Origin of the sequence: Sulfitobacter pacificus, from assembly GCF_030159975.1 — a bacterium.
Classification (GTDB): domain Bacteria; phylum Pseudomonadota; class Alphaproteobacteria; order Rhodobacterales; family Rhodobacteraceae; genus Sulfitobacter; species Sulfitobacter pacificus.
In genome coordinates, this window is sequence record NZ_BSNL01000004.1 from 35791 (window position 1) to 54542 (window position 18752).

Sequence of the window (18752 nt, forward strand, 5' to 3'; positions counted from 1 at the left end):
CTTGCCCGTGCGTATTTCAGTCGAGAGGAACTGACATGAAACCAATCAAGATAATATTCACCTTCGCCCCTGCCGCCGCCCTAGCACTCGGCCTCGCCTCTTTCGGTGCAGTTGGGATGGCTCATGCAGACAGCCATTCCGATATGGCCGATCACGGCACGATGCACGTGACCAAAAGCCCGACCTGCGGCTGCTGCGGCGCGTGGGTCGCTCTGGCCCGCGAAGAGGGCTATGATATAGAGGTCACGGATACCGCCGATGTCACCAGCGTCAAACTGGACAACGACGTGCCCGGAAAGATGTGGGCCTGCCATACCGCGATGATCGACGGCTACGTGGTCGAGGGCCACGTGCCGTTCGCGGCCCTTGCCAAGCTGTTGGAAGAGCGCCCGGACATCGCGGGGATCGCCGTGCCGGGAATGCCCGGCGGCTCTCCCGGCATGGGAAACGATCCAGCAGCGCGGTATGATGTGATGGCTTTCGGCGGCGATGCCGGTGAAGGCGAGGTCTTCTATCAGGCGGGCCTGTGAACAGGCTCGTTCTGATTGGCGGGATAGGGGCGGCCCTCATGGGGGTCGCCGTCCTCGCCTTCGGCAGTGGGTCGGCTGAAGCGGATCGGGTTACGTTGAGGCCCGACCACACGGAAACTGTCGCTCTCGGTGCCGAAGTCTACGCTGCGCAATGTGCGTCGTGCCACGGGGTCAACCTCGAAGGGCAACCAGACTGGCGTTCGCCGGGAGAGGATGGACGGCTGCCCGCGCCGCCGCATGACGCCAGCGGACATACCTGGCACCATGACGGCGACACACTGTTCCGCCTGACAAAATTCGGGACCGGCGCTCTGATCGGCGATCCCGACTATGAATCCAACATGCCCGTTTACGAGGGCGTTCTGACGGATGACGAGATCATCGCCGTCCTCAGCTACATCAAATCGACGTGGCCGGATGAAGTTCGCTCCCGTCACGATGAGATCGAAGAGCAATGATGTTTGGCCTGCCACTCGTGGCCGGAATAGTCCTTGGGGCCATGGTGCTGGCAATCGGTCTGGCAGTCCTGCTGCTTCGCGAAAAGACCCTCAATGATGTTCACCGGGACGCCTTTTGCAAAAGTCCGATCAGCTCGTCGAACTTGGCCCGCTGCTCTTCCGGGTCGCCGCTTTGAATTGCGGTTTCGACGCAATGCTCCGCGTGGTTTTCCAGAATGAGCTTTTCAACACCAAGAATTGCCGAACGAATCGCCGAGGTCTGCGCCAAAATATCCATGCAGTAGCGGTCGGCCTCAACCATGCCCGCCACGCCGCGCACCTGTCCTTCCAGTCTCGCAAGCCGGTCCAGTGTCTTGTCTTTATTCGCTTTCACGGTGGCAACTCTCGTTTGTTCGGAACCATGGGCTGACGTTCTGGTTATATACCCTATATGGGTATATTTGAGAGACAGACAATGGCACATCACAGCGACACTACAATGGATTCGACACACATGCATCACGATAGCCACTCCGGGAAAAGCGGCGGTTACGGCAGGTTCCTTGCCATGATCGGCACCTCGACCGTGGTGATGTATGGGCTGATGTATCTCAACACCTATGCGCTGGATCATGTCTTCTTCTCACAAACGCGCATGTGGATGGCGCTCTACATGGGCGGGATGATGGCGGTGATCATGCTGGCCTTCATGCTCGGCATGTATTCCAACGGACGCGCGAACATCGCCATCTTCGCCGGAGCCGTAATTGCATTCGCGGTGGGCCTCTACCTCGTCCGCTCTCAGGACACGGTTGGCGATATCGCCTGGATGAAGGCGATGATCCCGCACCATTCCATCGCGATCCTGACCAGCGAACGGGCGAACATTTCCGACTCGCGCGTGCGCGCGCTGGCCGATGCGATCATCGAAGCGCAGCGCGGCGAGATTGCTGAAATGCAGCGATACATCGCCGACATCGAAGCCAACGGGGATGCAGCACCCGGCACTCCCCGAACAGAACCCTGATACAAAGGAGACCCATCATGCCCAAGGACACCCGCGATGTCGCTGATGTGACGAGCGACCCCTCCACAGCCGCCACGGGAAAGACAGCCGTTCTCTACCGCATGGCGCTGCCGAACCATCTGTGTCCGGCAGGACAAAAGGCGCGCTGGCTTTTGGAAAGGAAGGGGTTTGAGGTCGATGATCGCCTGTTCCGGGAACGGCCAGAAGTGGATGCCTTCAAGAAGGAATACGACGTCCCGACCACACCGCAGATATGGATCGAGGGCGAGCGGGTCGGCGGCTACGACGCTTTGCGCCAAAAGCTTACCGACTACGACCCGGATGCCACAACCTACAAGCCGGTGATCTATCTCTTTGCCGTGGCTGCCGCGACGGCGCTTGTACTGTCCATCGGCTTCCTCGGCGCGATTACATGGCAAACGCTGGGTTGGTTCATCTCGGTTTCGATGATCCTGTTGGGGATGCAGAAGCTTCGCGATATCGAGAGCTTTACGACGATGTTTCTTAACTACGACCTGCTGGCGCGGAAATGGGTGCCCTATGCCTATGTCTATCCATGGGTCGAGACCGGGGCGGGCATTCTGATGACGGGCATGTTGCTGACCCCGCTTGCGGCCCCTGCGGCGCTCTTTATCGCGACGATTGGCGCGATCAGCGTGTTCAAGGCTGTCTATGTCGATAAACGGGAGTTGAAATGCGCCTGTGTCGGTGGCGGATCGAATGTGCCTCTTGGCTTTGTCAGCCTGACGGAAAACCTGATGATGATGGGGATGGCCATTGTGATGCTCGGAATGTGGCTAACCGGCTGATCACCGGTCCACAGGACGTCGTTTATCAGCTAGTTTTCTGCTGTGGGCGTCGGCGGCGCAACCATGACCTTCACGATCCGGACTGTGGTGTTTCCGTCGGCACCATCCGTCGATCCAGTCCATGCGACATATACACCCCCCGCCCATCGCGTTAACCTAGGAAAGCCGACAGACTCCCGGCCGCGGTTGATGTGCAAGGCCTGAGGCGATGTGCATCCGGTATCGCGGGACACGCGGCACAGGACAATCGCCTCGCCATTCCGGGCATACTCCATCCAAAGCGCGAGTGCCGTTCCGTCAGACATTTGCACGACATCCACACGCCCGCCGGGCGCTCCCAGATCCAGTTGCAGCGGGTCATCGAAATGTGCGCCACCGTCGCCCGAAAACGCGATCCGCACTTTTGCCTCGTTGTTGGCTCCGGTAAACCACACCGTTGAAACATCCAGCCCCAAAGCATCAACCGCAGGCCCATTGACAGGACAGCCGGCAATTTCCCAGCCGTCATCATGTACCGTCGCGGGGTCGCTCCATCCTTGGTCGCTCAGCCGGACGACAGAAATATCGCGAATTTCCTCTGCGGTTCGGTCGCGGTAGACAGCAATGATGTCACCCGTGCCAATTCGAACTGCAGAGGTTTGGCAACATGTACAGGCGCGTGCGTCGAGCAAGCTCTCCGGGCCCATGGTACCGTCAGGATCAATCTGCCGCGACCGAACCTGCATGGCGTTTTCAAAGCGGTCGCCCTCCGCCGCGCTGTCGTATGCGCGCCCGTCCAGCCAAATTGCCGTCAGGCCGCCGGTCGCGTCAGGAACAAGCGACACGAAGCCGTGCTCGCGTTGCGATCCGTCGTCATGTGGAATGAGTGGCGCTGTCCAACTTCGTCCCTCATCGGACGAAAAGGCAATCTTGACACCGTATTGATAGCTGCCAGGCCCGTTGGACTCCAACCAATGCGCAGCCAGTGTGCCATCAGAGAGCGCCACAACCGACGGAAAATCGGCCCAGTTTACGAAGAGAGCCGCCGACTGGTGAATCGTCCGCGCCTCTGACCAGCCGGCTCCATCGAAGAGGGCCATCCGGACGGAATTGTCACGTTCGGTCCAACTCATGACAATTCGACCATCAGGCAGAGTTGAAAGCGAGGGTTCACGAGCTTGTGCCCCGACCGGGGCGGTCACTGACTGGATTGTAAACGCGGTCCCATTGTCAGCAGCGACAATGGAGACATCGAATAGCAATAGAACCGTGAAGGCGAAAAGGTGTTTAATCTGTAACTTCCTCCGGTCCAACGGAAACCAGATATGCCCAGACAGCTTTGGCATCTGCTTCCTTTTTAACTTGAATGACATGCCAGATTTCGCCTTGCCGTTGTCCAGAAAGTTAACGAGGAACTTTTTGGGATCGGCAACATAGGCGACAAAATCAGCCTCGTTCCAGACCAGACCCTTTTCTCCGGCTTCTCGAATAGAGTCGCGAAACTTCGTTCCAAACTCATCTTCGGTTCCTCCCGTCCGGTTGTAAACACCATAAAGGTTCGGCCCAACAGCGCCACCCTTTTGGATGACCTCCCCATCTGTACTGACAACGGAATGGCATGCTTTGCATCTGTTGAACAGTTTCTCACCAGCCGCTGCGTCGCCGCTAGCGTGTCCATCGGCGAATGCTCCTGTTCCAGCCAGTATCAACGCAGCCAGTGCGAAATTTTTGTACATCATTCGTTGTTCTCCCTGGTTGCGATCAAGTTCTTGTGCCCAATTGCTATCGTGTTGATGGAATGGGTGGGTGTGGTTCAGTGAATGCCATTCTCTCGTTGAAGGGCACGGACATATGCCACGATGTTCAACACCTCTGCCCTCGTGAGCCCCTCGACAGGTGGCATGTTCCCGAATTTCCAGTGATGCGCCCGAACCCCATTTTGTGCGGCCAGTACAAACGCCATGTCACCGTGGTGGCTCGGTTCATAGATCTTGTGCACCAGCGGCGGGGCCACCCCCACCTTTCCGCTGGCGTTGGTCCCATGGCACACGGCGCAGCTTGCTTCATACGCACGCGCGCCAATCTCTTCCTGTTCTGAAAAGCTGGATGGCAAGGTAACGGCAGCCAGCGCACCTTCCGGAAGGGCCGTTTCACCCGCGTCGCGACCGTTGTCGAGCGTGACGTACCAAGCCCCTGCGATCAACGCGACAAAGGCGAAAAATACCGCTATCGATTTCATTCTCTCAGATTCCCTCATACGTGATCCCCCGGAGCGTCGATGCTTGGGCAAAGTAAGAATGGTGGTTGCGATCACTGGATTGCGCCAGCGTCTGAACGCTTTTCACTGGTGGGCCAGGGTGCTGTCTGGGATCAGACAACAATTCGGTCTTGCTGAAAAAGGATGTGATTTCCTGGTAGCGGATCTTTGTGTCTTCAAGGGTCTGATAGTACCGAAAGAGTTCTTTCAGCGGTGCCGAGAAGTCCTTGTGCGCGGCCAGTACAGCCACCAAGGCACCCAAACTGATCCGACCTTCGATCACGAAATATCCACCCAGTGAATAGAACAGAAATGGCGTAAGTGCCGTCAGGAAATTGTTCAGTGCCTTGATAAAGAATTTCAGACGAAACAATCGACGCCGCACCCGCTCCAGTTCCCGAAAGCTTGCGCTTGCAGAGCACAATCCATTGGGGCTGGGTTGCCTTTCGCGCAGTTGGTTGCTCAACTGCCTACCAAGATGTCGTACCTCTTTGATCCTTATCCGTGACAGAACATTGACCCGTCGCTGAAGCTTGGGCAGCAAGACGAGCTGAATGGGAAGTACCGTCAACGCCGCAGCGCCCAGAACTGGGTCCTGAATGAACATAAACAGTAGAATCGTAAGGAGCGTGCCTCCTTGCAGGATTGGTAGTGTCAAAACTTCAGCGGCAAACCCTCCGACAGGTTCGACTTCCTGCGCAAGGATTGGGACAATCTCGCTTTGATCGGATGCGTTCGCGCCTTTTTGCCATTGCCGATAGATCAACAGTCGGAAACGGCGCAGAAATCGCTCCGCGACGTAGCCTTTGAAAACGTTCAAGGCATATTTGTTGAGCCCGTTCAGCAGTATCGCCAGTAGATAAAGCCCGCAGAGCAATAAAAGGAAGGTCACTTGATCGACCTCATAGCCAAAAATGTCGATCGGAAAGCGGGCTGCTTCCAACGCATTGTTCACAATCTGTTTTGGCAATTCCAAAGTCAGATACAGGATTGGCATGGCAATCAAACTAAGCATGATCATCTGGGATTGTTGTCGTCTGGAATATCGCAAAACAGTGCTGAAGAGACCAATATCAAGGCCTCGGATAGGCTCTGGTTGAGACGCCGGCACCTGCCGCCGCCAGAGCTTCAATAGGCCACGCAGAACGAGATAGGAGCCGACACTGATAAGCAGGGTTGGCGTCAGAACAAGAATGATGTGAATGAACGGGTGAACCCAATCGGGTGTCGCGTCGCTGTAGTCATAGCCAAAAGCGGCCGATACATCGTGCACAAACACATGATAATTGTTTAAGAGCGACACTGGAAAAACCTCACCCCTTGGATTTTGGGGCAAGATGATCGTGTACCATGATGACACCCCACATGCCTGCTTCGCGGTGACCAGGCAGTAGGCAGACGAATTCGAGGTTGGTCATGGCCGAGAATTGCCAAACCAACTCGTCACTTTGCCCACTTGCGATGGAAACTGCATTGGGGTCGTCATGCTGCATGTCGGGATGCTCGCGCATCCATTGCTTGTGTTCAGCAATTTCATCGAACGAGCCAAGAAAAAATTCATGATCCAACGCGCCCAGGTTGCTGATTGCAAACCGTACGACCGAACCCTTTTCGATATGGATCGCGTCCGGCTCGAACAGCATGTAGCCGCTCGCGGTTTCTTTGATCGAAATCTCAACCGTTCTTGTTATGGAAGCGACATCACCCGGTTTTCCAATCGGCTCGTGGTCCGGTAACGCGAAGGCTTTGGAATGAGGTTCTTGGCCCTTTCCAGAGCCGGCTTGCGCGACCGTGCCCATCGAGCTCATGGATAGACAGAGTGCAAGAATATATGTGGCTGTATTCATGATCTACTCCGCAACGCTTTGTTTATTTGTACTTGAATGCGCCAAACTGCTCGTCGTGGTGGAGGGGCCATGGGATATACCCAAGGCCCCTCCGGTCTGAGTTATTTCATTTGAGTGACGGTCAGCTTTCCCTTCACACGCTCGGCGACGAACTCGATGTCCTGACCTTCAGACATGTTAGCAATCGTTGCCTCATCAGCGCGGAAAACCATGGTCATGGCAGGCATGTCCAGGTTGACCAACGGGCCGTGAATGATGGTCACCTTCCCAACCTTCGCATCGATCTTCTTGATTTTGCCGGTGGTGTACTCGACATCCGCCTGTGCCATCTTTTCGCCGACCGTGATAGGACCGTGCATGCCGGATTCGTAGTGACCTGGGATCAGGCAAGCGAACTCAAAAGTGCCTTCATTTGCGAATTTCCAGATCACTTCGCCGGTCCCGCCTTCATCCAGGCGGACAGAATTTGGGTCGTCGTGCTCCATATCCATCTTGGCCATGGCTTCCTTGTGTTCTGCGTTGCCCTCGACGGTGTCGACGACGAACTCATGCTCAAGTTCGCCCTTGTTCATGACATTGAAACGGATGGTCTCGCCCTTCACAATTTCGAGCGATGCCGGTTCAAAAATCATGTCGCCGTCATCAGTTTCACGCATGGTGACGTCGATGGTGCGATCCACCTTTGCGGCATCTCCTGGCATGCCGATCATCATTTCCGAATGCTTGTCCGCGTGATCGTCGTCGTGGCCGCCATCATGCGTGCCAGCCGCGAATGCCGGTGCAGCCAAGGCGAAAGCGATAGTCGTCGTCAATAGTAGGTTTTTCATCGGTATTGTCCTGTAAGGTTAGTTGAAGGATTGATCGAAGGGCCAGTCAGCCTGTCGAGGTTGGTTTTGGTGTGAGGATAGTCTTGGGGCTGTTGTTGGACGCGAATTCGGGCAATTCGCCTGTCCATTCATACGCCTGCTCGCCCGGCGGGTTTTCGTACCAGCCGGGATCGGAGTAATCGTCCGCATCGATGCCGTCCCGCACCTTTACGACCGAAAACATGCCACCCATTTCGATTGGCCCATGTGGGCCCCATCCTGTCATCATCGGGATGGTATTGTCGGGCAACGGCATTTCCATCACGCCCATATCCGCCATGCCAGCCGTGCCCATTGGCATATATTCTGGCTGGAACTGTCTGATGGTTTGGGTGAGAGGTTTCTTGTTCACACCAATGAATGTAGGCACATCGTGGCCCATGGCGTTCATCGTGTGGTGTGACTTGTGACAATGGATCGCCCAGTCGCCCAGGTGATCCGCGACGAACTCGTAGGCGCGCATCGCACCCACTGGAATGTCTATGCTCACCTCGGGCCATTGTGCCTCGGGCGGCACCCAGCCGCCGTCGGTGCAGGTCACCTTGAAGTCATAGCCATGCATGTGAATCGGGTGGTTTGTCATCGTCAGGTTGCCGACGCGCACGCGCACCCTGTCACCTTTGTTAACTACCAGCGGATCAATGTCGGGGAAAATCCGACTGTTCCACGTCCACAGGTTGAAGTCCGTCATCGTCATGATCCGTGGTACGTAGGTGCCGGGATCAATGTCGAAGGCATTGAGCATGATCAAGAAATCACGGTCGACCGGCATAAAGGTTGGATCCTTGGGATGGATCACAAACATGCCCATCATTCCCATGGCCATCTGTACCATTTCGTCGGCGTGCGGGTGGTACATGAAGGTGCCTGACTTGACCAAATCGAACTCGTAGACAAAGGTTTTGCCGGGTGGGATGCCAGGATGGCTGAGACCGCCAACCCCGTCCATGCCGGAGGGCAGGATCAGCCCATGCCAATGCACGCTCGTGTGCTCAGGCAGCTTGTTGGTCACATAGATGCGCACGCGGTCGCCTTCGACTGCCTCGATCGTCGGACCTGTGGACTGGCCGTTATAGCCCCACAGATGTGCAATCATGCCATCGGCCAGTTCCCGTTCCACCGGTTCTGCAACGAGGTGAAATTCCTTCACCCCGTTGTTCATCCGGTGCGGCAGCGTCCAGCCGTTTAACGTGACAACGGGGTTGTAGTCCGGGCCTGATGACGGACGAGGTGTATAAGCGGTCGATGCACTGTCCATCTGGGCCGCTTCCGGCAGGCCCATGTTCGTGGTCTTGCCCCAGGCTTGTGATGACACCATCGCCGCACCTGCGGCACCGGCTCCGAGTAATTGACGTCTGTTCAACATGTCATTTCCTTTCAGTGTCCTGCGCCGCCACCGGCGGCAAGTGTTGCGCCTTCTCCACCGGCACCCGCGCTGCCTGCACCACCGCCATAGATCGCGGCAGTCAAGTTAGCCTGAGCCATAAAGAAGTCTCGTTTCGCGTTTGCTGCTTCCAGCGATGCGCTCAGCTTTTCGCGCACGTCTGTCAGCAACTCAAAAGTGTTGGTGATCATGCCGTTGTAGGACAGCAGACCTTCTTCCTCGACGGTCTTCCGCAACGGCACCAGAACGTCGCGATAGTGCCGCGCGATCTTGTAGGATGCGTGATAGGCGGTCTCGGCACCGCGCGCTTCCGAACGAACATTCACCGCCCGCTCGGCAAGCACATTTGCGGCTTGCAAATACATCAGCTCTGCTTTGCGCATTCGGGCCTTGCCGGTGTCATAGATCGGGATTGCGAACTCAAGCTCGACCTGTGGGGTCGTCTCGGTTTCCGTTTCTCCATCCTCTGCTTCACGCTCTGTCTCGAAACCCGCGATGATCTCGAGATCGGTCACCAGCCGCGTCTGGTCGTTCAGGCCAAACGCTGCCGCCTGTGCCTCAAGGCCCAGCTTCGCAACCCGCAAATCAACCCGATTGCGTAGCGCTTTACCTTCGACGTTCGTGACCCGACCAACAGAACGAGGCAACGCGGGCAACGCATCGGGGACATAGTAATCCACCTCCGTACCCCAAAGCCCCATCAGCCTGATCAGGTCTTCCTTCGCGCGGGTCGCATTGAGACGCGCCTGCGCAAGTTGTCCGGCCAACTCTGCATTGAATGCTTGCTCGCGCGCCTGACCCGCCTTGTTCAATGCGCCTGTCTCGCCCAGTTTGCGGGCAAGTTCGGACCCAGCATCCGACGTGGCCTTGGCGCGTTTGAGGTAGCTGACAGCCTCGAAAGCCGCGACTGCATTGATCCATGCCTGCCGCGTCTGATTGGCCAGTGTCAGCGTGTCATTCACCGCCGACAGTTGCGCCGAGCGGAAATTCACGTCCGCAAGCGCCACGCGCTGCCGACGTGTCTTCGCATCAAGAATATTGGTGGCAATCATGCCTTCGATTGCGCGGTATACGCCCAGTTCGGCGGCACCAATGCCCAACACACCGATTGAAACGATAGGGTTCTCGGGGGTTGCTTGCTGCCATGCTTCAGCGGCTGAAAGACCTACATTTGCATAGGATGCCTGCAGCCCCTTGTTGTTGAGCAGCGCAACCTGCACGGCCGTGTCCGCTGATATGGTTTTACGGTGCACCATGCTATGCACTTGCTTTTTCAGCTCGGCGTTCTCGGTCTGGGTTTGCGCGAAAGCGGTGCGCTTACCGATGGCGGCGGACGTCTGGTTCGCCACGTTAGCAAACCCAGCCTTGGGTTCTGTATAAACACCGGGTACCGCCGTGGCGCAGGCACCGAGAATAAGGGGAAAGCCCACCGCCAGCGGGATTCTGGTCATCCGCATCAGTTGCCCTCCGATTGTTCTTGATTGACGCTTCGCCAATCACGGGGGCCGGTCGGGCCACGGTATGTGTATCCCGCAAGCGGGTTTTGATACCTGATGGGCGAAGAGATCGCTGTGTTTGTGACGGCCTGTTGCGCAGTCACAGTTGGCAAAGGCGTTGGCTCGTAAGCACATGCGCTCAATGCAAGGGCGGATGCCCCTGTCGATAGAAGAATTTTCATGAGTATTACCTGACTGATGAACTTCGGGTTTGCGCACCAATGCACGCAAAGCGAAGACCCATTACGGGCCTTGGATCAGATCAGGAGTTGGGGAGGTCGTAAGAAACCGGAAGGCTCAATTGAATTGGTCTGAGCATGCAGGGTCAAGTATTTGCCACTGGTCGCTTGCTCAACAAAGATGCCGACTGTGTTGTCTAGCACAACTGACAAGCAGATGCCGCTACAGCACTGGCCAGAAGAGTCATCACCATTTTCTGCTTTTGAAATGGAACCGCAGCCATCATGTGCCGCAACCGATGACATTGAGCCATGCTCATGCCCACCGTTCTTGTGATCGGTTTGGGAACTAGAAGCGTGGTGACCACTATGCATGTCGGTCCCTGCATGGGATGCGGACGGCGGTGACATCACCAATGCCAATGCAAGAGCTAGACACGCAAGCGCATTCAAAAAAGCCGAGATGGTCCAGTTGGCATACATAGGGGGGGTATGATTGACGGCAGAACATTTGTCAATCCTTCGATGTGCCTATGGATGTTATCAACCTCATGCTGCGGCCCTTCGAGTCGATCTTGCTCATAACTCGCTCGACGTGGTTGGGGAAGAGGGCATCGACGACGCTGCCCGGAATGCGCTCTATGTCCGCGACATGTGAGGTCTTGCGCCGTGCGGCGAATGATCAGTTAAGTATCCGGCACGATTGACCAGTTTGAGCGGCTGCTTTGGAGCAAAATGCTACACTGCCATATGATCATCGCTGCGGGTGCAAGGAAATGCTGCGCCGCGAAGGTCTCCTATGGCCCCTGCCTCAGTCTCATTAATGAAAAATGCTAAGTGATTGCTTTCATTACTAGCGCAGTCTCAACATTGGAGAACTCCGACAGGATTCACAAACGAAGTGCAAATTTTGTACCAAGGTACTGAATTGCATGGAGTTAAATTATGGGCCGTTGTTACCCTCACCTGAGCTTGGACGAACGCCGCAAGATTGCCAACTGGCGATATGCGAAGACGCCGGTGTCAGAAATCGCTGATCGGTTGTGTCGAAACCCCTCGACGATCTACCGCGAGATCAAGCGGAACTCAGTGAGCTTTGATGAGCAACCAGAGCTGAATGGCTATCACGCGCTCTGCGCTCAGGACAAATACGAAGACCGCCGTGCCATCCATCGCAAGCTGATCATTTATCCCAAACTCATGGCCGCTGTGCGCAGCGGTTTTGACGCCGGATGGTCACCAGAACAGATCGCGGGACGGATGCGACTGGAGCGTCATCCAATGCGTGTCTCACATGAGACAATCTATCGGTATGCGTATTCGAAGGACGGACGCGCTGAGAAATTCTACCAGCATCTGCCGCGACATCGGCGCAATCGAAGACCGCGTGGGATGCGACGTCACCACGGTAGCCAGTTTCTTGAAGAATTGGCCATCAAGCACCGTCCTGATGCCATTGAAGAGCGCAATGAGTTTGGCCACTGGGAATGTGATCTGGTCATGTTCCGAAAGGAGTTTGGAAAGGCCAACGTCACTTCTCTTGTCGAGCGCGTCACGCGCTATACCGTCGTGCTCAAGAACCCAGACAGGCAGTCCAGACCCGTCATGGAGGGCCTCGTTGACAGCCTGTCATCCCTGCCATCGCACGCACGCCAATCCATCACCTTTGATCGCGGCACAGAGTTCAGCGCGTGGCAGCACATGAAGGACGGTCTTAGCGCTGATCCGTGGTTTTGTGATCCCCAAGCACCCTGGCAAAAAGGCACGGTCGAGAACACCAACAACCGTCTGCGCCGCTACCTGCCCCGCAAGTCCGATCCGACGGCATTCACAAATCGATACTTGAGGTCGATTTGCGACCGCCTCAACGCGACGCCCCGCAAATGTCTGGGGTATCAAACGCCCGCAGAAGTATTCCGCACAAAGCTCATGGAGGGAGCATCATCATCCTGATAAACTGTAGCTACAGAAATTGCGCTTCGCCGTGAGTTCACCTATCTAAGAGCCAGTTCGTAACCCTTTTGGTGAGATTGTCATCTTCGGCCACAGGAAATCACCTAACAAGTCGACCAATTGTCGTGTGTGCCACGCCCATATCTTTGGCAATAGCCCTGCAACTGTCACCCGCTGCAAGCCGTTCAAGAGCCACACTCCGCTGATGTTCAGTCAGCTTGGGTTTTGGGCCAAACTTCACTCCGCGAGCCTTCGCTGCTGCCCGGCCCTCATTTGCACGATGCGTGATCCGCTCTCTTTCATCCTCGGCCAATGCAGAAAGGAACGCGAGGATACCCTTGCCCATCGGGGTTGTCAGGTCGAGCCATGGCTTGTCTAGAACCTTCACCGCTGCGCCGCGATCAGCAATACGTTGAATGATCGTGATGCCATCCATCATTGAGCGGGTCGCCCGATCCCATTCGGCAATTACAAGCACATCACCTTTACCAAGCGCATCAATGGCTTTCTCTAGCTGCGGTCTACCCTTTACTGTCTTGGCGGTCGCCTTCTCGCGGAAGACGTGCTCCACCCCCGCCCCTTTTAACGCACCTATCTGGGGTCGTTTGCGGAAGAGTGTGGAATCCTACGCTAAGCGAAAGCCGCCGTTCGTTCGGGGCGCGGCGGATTCAACAAGAGAGCCCACTTGTATGTACCGGCTGCTGTTTGCAAGTGAGATATTGGCGTGGCTAGCGGTAGTCGCTGATATGTATCCGGCCTGTTTGTCGGCTCGCGGGCCGTGGCCATTTTGGGTTACGCACGCGCCTTGGTCTCATTACTGTCCAGACCGATGACGATCATTTGGGCTCTCAGACTCTGGGGGCGTATTGTCTCCGTTCCAAGCTTTTCTCCTTCGCAAACTTCTTTGTGACTTCGTGCGCTTCAAATCGCGCCTAAAGTCTCATCTCCGACGACCGTGTATTTCTTTCCATGGCGTAGAATGCTCCAGACAATGCGCGCCAGTTTGTTGGCCAGCGCAACAGCGGCCTTGTTGTGCGGCATCCGGCTCACAATCCCGCGCAACCACGGGCCAAGGCCGATCGCATCCCAGCGGTGGGGGCGCATCAAAATGACATTGGCGGCCTGTACCAAAAGCATCCTGAGATAGCTGTTGCCACGCTTGCTGATCCGGCCAAGGATTGTCCGCCCACCAGTGCTGAACTGACGCGGAACCAGACCGAGCCAAGCAGCAAAATCTCGGCCTCTGTCAAATACCTCGCCTTTGCCAATGGCGGCAACGATGGCGGTTGAGATAAGTGGACCGATCCCCGGAATGGTCATGACGTTGGCACTGTTCTCTTCAGATCGGCTGATCTCCTCAATCTCCGACGAGAGTGCTTTGATCCGTTCATCGACCCAGAGCCAATCGCCATATAGCCCAAGGAGCGTGCTGCGCATCCGTGATGAGATTTCATCGCGCCGATTTTCAAGGATTGCCTCAAACGAGCTCTGCAACCTATGCCGGCCCGCGCGCACCGTGATGCCTTGCTCGATCAGAAACGCCCGGATCTGATTGATCGTGGCGGTGCGGCGTGCCACCAGCCTCGACCGAACACGATGCATTGCCTGTAAATCCAACTGATCCTGGCTTTTTTCAGTCACCGTGCGGAGGTTTGGCCGCATTGCTGCTTCTGCAATAGCCTCCGCATCGTTGTAATCGTTCTTTTGCCCCTTGTTGAACGGCTTCACGTAGATCGCTGGAATGATCCGAGGCTCAAACCCGAGCTCTCGCAGCATGCGACTGACAAAATGCGCGCTCATGCAGGCCTCCATGCCAACAATGCAACGCGGCAGCGTTTCAAAAGTCGCCTTTAACGCCAACCGCTTGATCTTCTTTCGCAAAACGCGATGACCCGTGTGATCAAAGCCGACGAGGTGAAACGTGTCTTTTCCGATGTCGATGCCAATGACTCTAACCTCACCGACGTCTTCTGGCTTTCTTGATTTCATAGCTACTTCTCCTGTTTGCAGTATAGGCAAAGCCTAACCTGCTGGGTGAAGCAGCCGGTACATCCCATTAGTGACCGATGTTGCACTCTGCACGAAGGTCAGCTTTTCAAAATTCGCTATTGACTTAGAGTTGCTCTAACTCGCTACCCAAGGGTCAGAGGAGCACTTGCGAAGATGAGAATTGCTGAAGCGGCAAAAGCCTGTGGGTTATCTGCCCATACGATAAGATTCTACGAGAAGTCGGGAATGCTGCCAGAGATCGAGCGTGGTGCCGATGGGCACCGTAGGTTCACACCTCGTTTGATCGAATGGCTGACTCTGCTCTACTGGCTGCGCGAAACCGGCATGTCACTCAAGCAAATGCGTCGGTTCACGATTCTTGCCAAAGCAGGCGATGCTGATATCGAAGAACGCCGCCAAATCCTGTTGGATCACGCGGCAACGCTGAAGGCCAAACGCGCAACGCTCGAAAAATGCGAAAGCATCCTTGCCATTAAGATCGCCAGCTATGGCACGAACACCAAAGAGGATGCCCCATGAAGTTTGCCTACCTGATCGAACCGCCATTCAACTATGTCGATGCTTCAGGCGGCGTCACGGGTTGCGATGTTGAACTCGCCCGGTATGTGTTTGCGGAAATTGGCATTGCAGATTTTGAACCGGTAGAAACGGAGTTTGCAGAACTTCTGCCCGGTGTCGCGGATGGCCGATGGCGCATGACCACCGGTCTCTTCGGTACTGATGAGCGCAGGAAAAGCGCATTGTTTAGCCGCCCGATCTGGGCGCTACCCGATGGGCTATTGGTGGCAAAGGGCAATCCGTTGGGCTTGAGCGGGTATCAATCGGTTGCCGACAATTCTGCCGTCCGACTTGCGGTTATCCGCGACCAGTTTCAGCATCGCTCAGCGGTTGAATTTGGCGTCAGCACAGATCGGATTGTAATTTTCGAAACATATACCGAAGCTGCGCAAGCTGTTTGCGAAGGCTCTGCCAACGCCTATGCCAGTGTCGGTCGAGCGCACAGCGGCTTTATCGAGCAGAACTCGGAATGGGGATTGGAACTGATCCTTGTGCCAAACTCAGAAAAGCCGCCTGCATTCGGGTCGTTCGCTTTCGGTTTGAACGACGCAGACCTACTGAATGAAGTCGATGCAGTTCTTTCACAGTTTCTTGGGACCGATGCGCATCGAAACATGGTCGCTTCTTTTGGCTTCTCGTCTGAAGAAGTTGATATGGTGGCTGCCAGACACATCGAAAGCTGAAAAGATATGACGACATAATGAGGGATCAGGCATGAGAATAATCGTAGTAGGCGCAGGTGGTGATATTGGACAAGCCGCCTGCAAGGAGCTTCAGCAAAGGCATGAGATTGTCACGGTGGGACGTTCAAGTGGGGACCATCGGGTCGATGCAAGCGACATAAACGCGGTGAAATCACTGTATGAAAGCATCGGCAATTTCGATGCTGTGGTTTGCTGCGCAGGCGACGCGACCTTTGCGCCGTTGGCACGGATGACCCAAGAGACCTTCATGGTGGGTCTTCAGCAAAAGGTTATGGCGCAAGTGAACCTTGTCCTCGCTGGACTGGATGTCATTTCGGATGCCGGTTCCTTCACACTGACGAGCGGTGTTCTTGATCGTGATCCGATCAGAATGGGTTCGAATGCGGCGACCGCCAATGGGGCATTGGCAGGCTTCGTCAAGAGTGCTGCTATCGAGATGCCCCGCGGGTTGAGAATCAATGTTGTCAGTCCGGGCATGCTGGACGTGTCCGCGGCGCGTTACGGAGCATGGTTTCACGGCCACAAACCGGTTTCGTCCCATCATGTCGGATTGGCATACGCGAAATGCGTCGAGGGTGCGCTCACAGGACAGGTGGTGATCGTTGATTAAAGAGCCGTCGTGAGACCGGACCTTGGCGCAACCGGAGCGAAATAGCGCTCTGTCCGCACCTCGATGGTCGATCCCGCTTGCGGCGAAAAGACGGTTTGAATCTCGCGCCTCTGACTGGCTTTCAATGACCGCTCTGACGACATCCGTTGCAACGCAGCGGTGAGTGTGCCGCACCTGCAAGCGGATGCTGCGTCAGCAAACACCCGGAAGGCCAATGGCTGAAAAGTCCGCACACCAGGCCTTGGCATCGACAGGAGCGAACGACCGGTGATTGAGTAACTCAGAGCACCCGGGTCAACACGGATGAATGCCAACGCTGTCTTTGACGGCGCTAGTAGTTCACCTGCTCAAAGCCGTAGTGGCCTTCATAGTCACGCCAATCGACGAATACTGAGCGGTGATAGATGCCGGGGCAATTTTGACCCCATCTTTCGAGACCAGTATGAGCGGTGGGGAGGGCGGTGATGGAAGTTCTTTGCCAAGCGAACTCACCTCGCGTTCCATAAGTGCCAAGAGCAACGCTGGCGCTACGTTCGCAATCTCCTTCGTTTCCTGCTTGGTATTGTCTCGCATACTGGACATTAAAAACGCGGATAGACCGCACGAAATTGAATTCAGGTCCGCTGATGTCGATGTCTGCGCGGTTCTGAACGAGCCTGAGGGTACGGTCTGCGGGAACAAAGTGATCTGGTGCTTCTAGAGTGCGCCAGGCAACCCCAATTGGGTTAGTGGCATCGCGCGCCGGAAAGGATTGTCGCGGTTCAGTGCTGTTGTTCTGGAAAAACGCTTCAAAGATGCGGTCTACGCGGTTTGATGAAGGAGAAGTCTCGTAGGAAGCGCCCATAGGACAGCGCCAGATTTGGAGCGGAGGTTCCACTGGCCAAGGTGTAATTCGCCGGATGAATTCAGCGCGGGCCCGAGCGCAGGGGACGGAAGCGGGCCACCCGCCAGACAGGCACAAGAGGATCGCGCAATCGATCGGGTATGTCTGTGCTCGGGCGGGTAACGGCAGCGAAAAACTTGTCACGGTCAATGCGACCGCGACCGGGGGGAGGAGCTTCTTGAGTAAATGACGCATGCTGTGGAGCCTCCATGACAGGAGATCAGCATACATACGATAATATACTTTCGCAACACTAGGTGTTGTTGCAACCAAGTAGAAATGTCACCGGGTTTGCAAAGCAGTATCCGTGTTGATCAAGTGCAATTTTCGGACCATTTGCGGCCATCTCTGAGAAGTGCGTTTGCAACGACGACAAGCTTTCGCATGATGGCTGTGTTCGGGTTCTTCAGAAGAACGGTAAACCGGCTCACGCGTTCGACCAGTGATGTTACATTCGTCTGGCCAAGCTTCTGTTTGAACAGCAACAAATCGCCTTCCCAATGTCCGAACTGGCGACGGTGTGCGACATCGTCGGGTCGGAACAGAATGCTGACATCACGGTCAAATTTTGGGGACAGACGCTTTCTGGCGCGGCGTGGCCTGCGGGATTTGCGGTGTTCGGGCAGATACCACCACAGCTCCTGATCCATACCTTCCTTGGAATAGATGTAGCGATAGATTGTCTCTTGGCAAACGCGTGGTTTGGCACCGTCATAGATCATCCGGTTGCCGATCTGCTCAGGCGTCCATCCTTGTTTGATGTGCTCGATGACGCGCTTGCACAGATCTGGATGCCGGATCAGCTTGCGTTGCGTCGAACGGCGCCTCTGCGTGCGCCGGTGCGCCGCAATCCCGAAGTACCCAGCGTATTTCTTGGGCAAAGAGTCATCCGCCCAGAAGTTGCGTTTGATCTCTCGGAAGATCGTCGATTTGTGGCGCTTCAAAACGCGCGCCATCTCTGCAACAGGGACCTTTGCCAGCCACCAGTCTTCGATCCTACGGCGTTCCTGAAGTGAAAGTTGCGTGTAAACCGTTCCCATGCGATATTGCTCCTATTAGATAACTTATTGTTTTCTAATAGGAGTCGCACTTCAAAGTAGCGCGCACCCGCGTACAATATATGTAAATGCCATTCAGAAATGTCACTGGTTGCGCAAAGCAGGGATGTCACCACGAGCGCTGACGGTAGCAAGGCTTGGCAGCCCGGAGACGTCAAATATCGC

19 protein-coding genes and 1 pseudogene are annotated in these 18752 nt (G+C 55.7%); 8 read left to right on the plus strand and 12 right to left on the minus strand.

Annotated elements, in window-relative coordinates; genetic code table 11:
* Positions 1–35 precede the first annotated feature (35 nt).
* Together QQL78_RS18690 and QQL78_RS18695 are read left to right on the plus strand one after the other, a co-directional pair.
* Positions 36–530: a DUF411 domain-containing protein gene (locus QQL78_RS18690; protein ID WP_284376016.1), complete on the plus strand. Its 495-nt coding sequence runs from the start codon at positions 36–38 to the stop codon at positions 528–530.
* Positions 527–988, plus strand: coding sequence for a c-type cytochrome (locus QQL78_RS18695; protein WP_386259383.1), 462 nt, complete (start codon positions 527–529; stop codon positions 986–988). The genes QQL78_RS18690 and QQL78_RS18695 overlap by 4 nt, the downstream gene beginning before the upstream one ends.
* 100 nt (positions 989–1088) lie before the next feature.
* Here QQL78_RS18695 and QQL78_RS18700 read toward each other — a convergent pair whose 3' ends face one another.
* Positions 1089–1361, minus strand: coding sequence for a metal-sensitive transcriptional regulator (locus QQL78_RS18700; RefSeq protein WP_284376020.1), 273 nt, complete (start codon positions 1359–1361; stop codon positions 1089–1091).
* Positions 1362–1481: 120 nt separating this feature from the next.
* On the opposite strand from QQL78_RS18700, the gene QQL78_RS18705 reads away from it, so the two are divergent.
* Entirely contained in the window at positions 1482–1994 is a 513-nt protein-coding gene (locus tag QQL78_RS18705; protein WP_284376022.1) for a DUF305 domain-containing protein, read from the plus strand.
* A 17-nt stretch (positions 1995–2011) separates the two neighbouring features.
* A complete protein-coding gene (locus QQL78_RS18710; protein WP_284376024.1) occupies positions 2012–2803 on the plus strand; it encodes a glutaredoxin family protein in 792 nt (263 codons plus the stop codon).
* Between the two features lie 29 nt (positions 2804–2832).
* Here QQL78_RS18710 and QQL78_RS21655 read toward each other — a convergent pair whose 3' ends face one another.
* The 7 genes from QQL78_RS21655 to QQL78_RS18750 form a co-directional block, all read right to left on the minus strand.
* On the minus strand, positions 2833–4521 hold the full coding sequence (locus QQL78_RS21655; RefSeq protein ID WP_348540771.1) for a hypothetical protein: 1689 nt from the start codon (positions 4519–4521) through the stop codon (positions 2833–2835).
* Positions 4522–4595: 74 nt separating this feature from the next.
* Complete coding sequence (locus QQL78_RS18725; protein WP_284376028.1) at positions 4596–5021, minus strand: c-type cytochrome; 426 nt, start codon at positions 5019–5021, stop codon at positions 4596–4598.
* 4 nt (positions 5022–5025) lie between these two features.
* Positions 5026–6342: an ABC transporter ATP-binding protein gene (locus tag QQL78_RS18730; protein ID WP_284376030.1), complete on the minus strand. Its 1317-nt coding sequence runs from the start codon at positions 6340–6342 to the stop codon at positions 5026–5028.
* A gap of 10 nt (positions 6343–6352) precedes the next feature.
* Positions 6353–6886 carry a cupredoxin domain-containing protein gene (locus tag QQL78_RS18735; protein ID WP_284376032.1) on the minus strand — a complete coding sequence of 178 codons (534 nt, stop codon included), beginning with the start codon at positions 6884–6886 and terminating at the stop codon, positions 6353–6355.
* Positions 6887–6987: 101 nt separating this feature from the next.
* A complete protein-coding gene (locus tag QQL78_RS18740; RefSeq protein ID WP_284376034.1) occupies positions 6988–7713 on the minus strand; it encodes a copper-binding protein in 726 nt (241 codons plus the stop codon).
* Positions 7714–7759: 46 nt separating this feature from the next.
* A complete protein-coding gene (locus QQL78_RS18745) occupies positions 7760–9118 on the minus strand; it encodes a multicopper oxidase family protein (protein WP_284376036.1) in 1359 nt (452 codons plus the stop codon).
* A gap of 11 nt (positions 9119–9129) precedes the next feature.
* Entirely contained in the window at positions 9130–10593 is a 1464-nt protein-coding gene (locus tag QQL78_RS18750) for a TolC family protein (RefSeq protein WP_284376038.1), read from the minus strand.
* 1163 nt (positions 10594–11756) lie between these two features.
* Between QQL78_RS18750 and QQL78_RS18755 the strand changes: the two genes are divergently transcribed.
* Entirely contained in the window at positions 11757–12764 is a 1008-nt protein-coding gene (locus QQL78_RS18755) for an IS30 family transposase (protein ID WP_284376039.1), read from the plus strand.
* Positions 12765–12864: 100 nt separating this feature from the next.
* On the opposite strand, the gene QQL78_RS18760 is transcribed toward QQL78_RS18755, so the two are convergent.
* A complete protein-coding gene (locus QQL78_RS18760; protein ID WP_284376062.1) occupies positions 12865–13359 on the minus strand; it encodes a recombinase family protein in 495 nt (164 codons plus the stop codon).
* A 326-nt stretch (positions 13360–13685) separates the two neighbouring features.
* Entirely contained in the window at positions 13686–14753 is a 1068-nt protein-coding gene (locus QQL78_RS18765; protein ID WP_284376041.1) for an IS110 family RNA-guided transposase, read from the minus strand.
* Positions 14754–14927: 174 nt separating this feature from the next.
* On the opposite strand from QQL78_RS18765, the gene QQL78_RS18770 reads away from it, so the two are divergent.
* The 3 genes from QQL78_RS18770 to QQL78_RS18780 are packed head-to-tail and all read left to right on the plus strand — an operon-like array spanning position 14928 to position 16646.
* Positions 14928–15293: a MerR family transcriptional regulator gene (locus tag QQL78_RS18770; protein WP_284376043.1), complete on the plus strand. Its 366-nt coding sequence runs from the start codon at positions 14928–14930 to the stop codon at positions 15291–15293.
* Positions 15290–16015, plus strand: coding sequence for a transporter substrate-binding domain-containing protein (locus QQL78_RS18775; protein WP_284376044.1), 726 nt, complete (start codon positions 15290–15292; stop codon positions 16013–16015). The genes QQL78_RS18770 and QQL78_RS18775 overlap by 4 nt, the downstream gene beginning before the upstream one ends.
* Positions 16016–16046: 31 nt before the next feature.
* A complete protein-coding gene (locus QQL78_RS18780; RefSeq protein ID WP_284376046.1) occupies positions 16047–16646 on the plus strand; it encodes a short chain dehydrogenase in 600 nt (199 codons plus the stop codon).
* A 331-nt stretch (positions 16647–16977) separates the two neighbouring features.
* On the opposite strand, the gene QQL78_RS18785 is transcribed toward QQL78_RS18780, so the two are convergent.
* Together QQL78_RS18785 and QQL78_RS18790 are read right to left on the minus strand one after the other, a co-directional pair.
* A complete protein-coding gene (locus QQL78_RS18785; protein ID WP_284376048.1) occupies positions 16978–17724 on the minus strand; it encodes a hypothetical protein in 747 nt (248 codons plus the stop codon).
* A gap of 200 nt (positions 17725–17924) precedes the next feature.
* Positions 17925–18569 (minus strand): annotated as a pseudogene (locus tag QQL78_RS18790) (IS30 family transposase); the annotation flags it as partial.
* Positions 18570–18752: the final 183 nt, after the last annotated feature.

Coding starts and splice junctions, on each gene's coding strand:
- QQL78_RS18690 (WP_284376016.1), top strand. CDS start 36: ATGAAACCAATCAAGATAATATTCACCTTCGCCCCTGCCGCCGCCCTA.
- QQL78_RS18705 (WP_284376022.1), top strand. CDS start 1,482: ATGCATCACGATAGCCACTCCGGGAAAAGCGGCGGTTACGGCAGGTTC.
- QQL78_RS18710 (WP_284376024.1), top strand. CDS start 2,012: ATGCCCAAGGACACCCGCGATGTCGCTGATGTGACGAGCGACCCCTCC.
- QQL78_RS21655 (WP_348540771.1), bottom strand. CDS start 4,521: ATGATGTACAAAAATTTCGCACTGGCTGCGTTGATACTGGCTGGAACA.
- QQL78_RS18725 (WP_284376028.1), bottom strand. CDS start 5,021: ATGAAATCGATAGCGGTATTTTTCGCCTTTGTCGCGTTGATCGCAGGG.
- QQL78_RS18735 (WP_284376032.1), bottom strand. CDS start 6,886: ATGAATACAGCCACATATATTCTTGCACTCTGTCTATCCATGAGCTCG.
- QQL78_RS18740 (WP_284376034.1), bottom strand. CDS start 7,713: ATGAAAAACCTACTATTGACGACGACTATCGCTTTCGCCTTGGCTGCA.
- QQL78_RS18745 (WP_284376036.1), bottom strand. CDS start 9,118: ATGTTGAACAGACGTCAATTACTCGGAGCCGGTGCCGCAGGTGCGGCG.
- QQL78_RS18750 (WP_284376038.1), bottom strand. CDS start 10,593: ATGCGGATGACCAGAATCCCGCTGGCGGTGGGCTTTCCCCTTATTCTC.
- QQL78_RS18755 (WP_284376039.1), top strand. CDS start 11,757: ATGGGCCGTTGTTACCCTCACCTGAGCTTGGACGAACGCCGCAAGATT.
- QQL78_RS18765 (WP_284376041.1), bottom strand. CDS start 14,753: ATGAAATCAAGAAAGCCAGAAGACGTCGGTGAGGTTAGAGTCATTGGC.
- QQL78_RS18770 (WP_284376043.1), top strand. CDS start 14,928: ATGAGAATTGCTGAAGCGGCAAAAGCCTGTGGGTTATCTGCCCATACG.
- QQL78_RS18775 (WP_284376044.1), top strand. CDS start 15,290: ATGAAGTTTGCCTACCTGATCGAACCGCCATTCAACTATGTCGATGCT.
- QQL78_RS18780 (WP_284376046.1), top strand. CDS start 16,047: ATGAGAATAATCGTAGTAGGCGCAGGTGGTGATATTGGACAAGCCGCC.
- QQL78_RS18785 (WP_284376048.1), bottom strand. CDS start 17,724: ATGCGTCATTTACTCAAGAAGCTCCTCCCCCCGGTCGCGGTCGCATTG.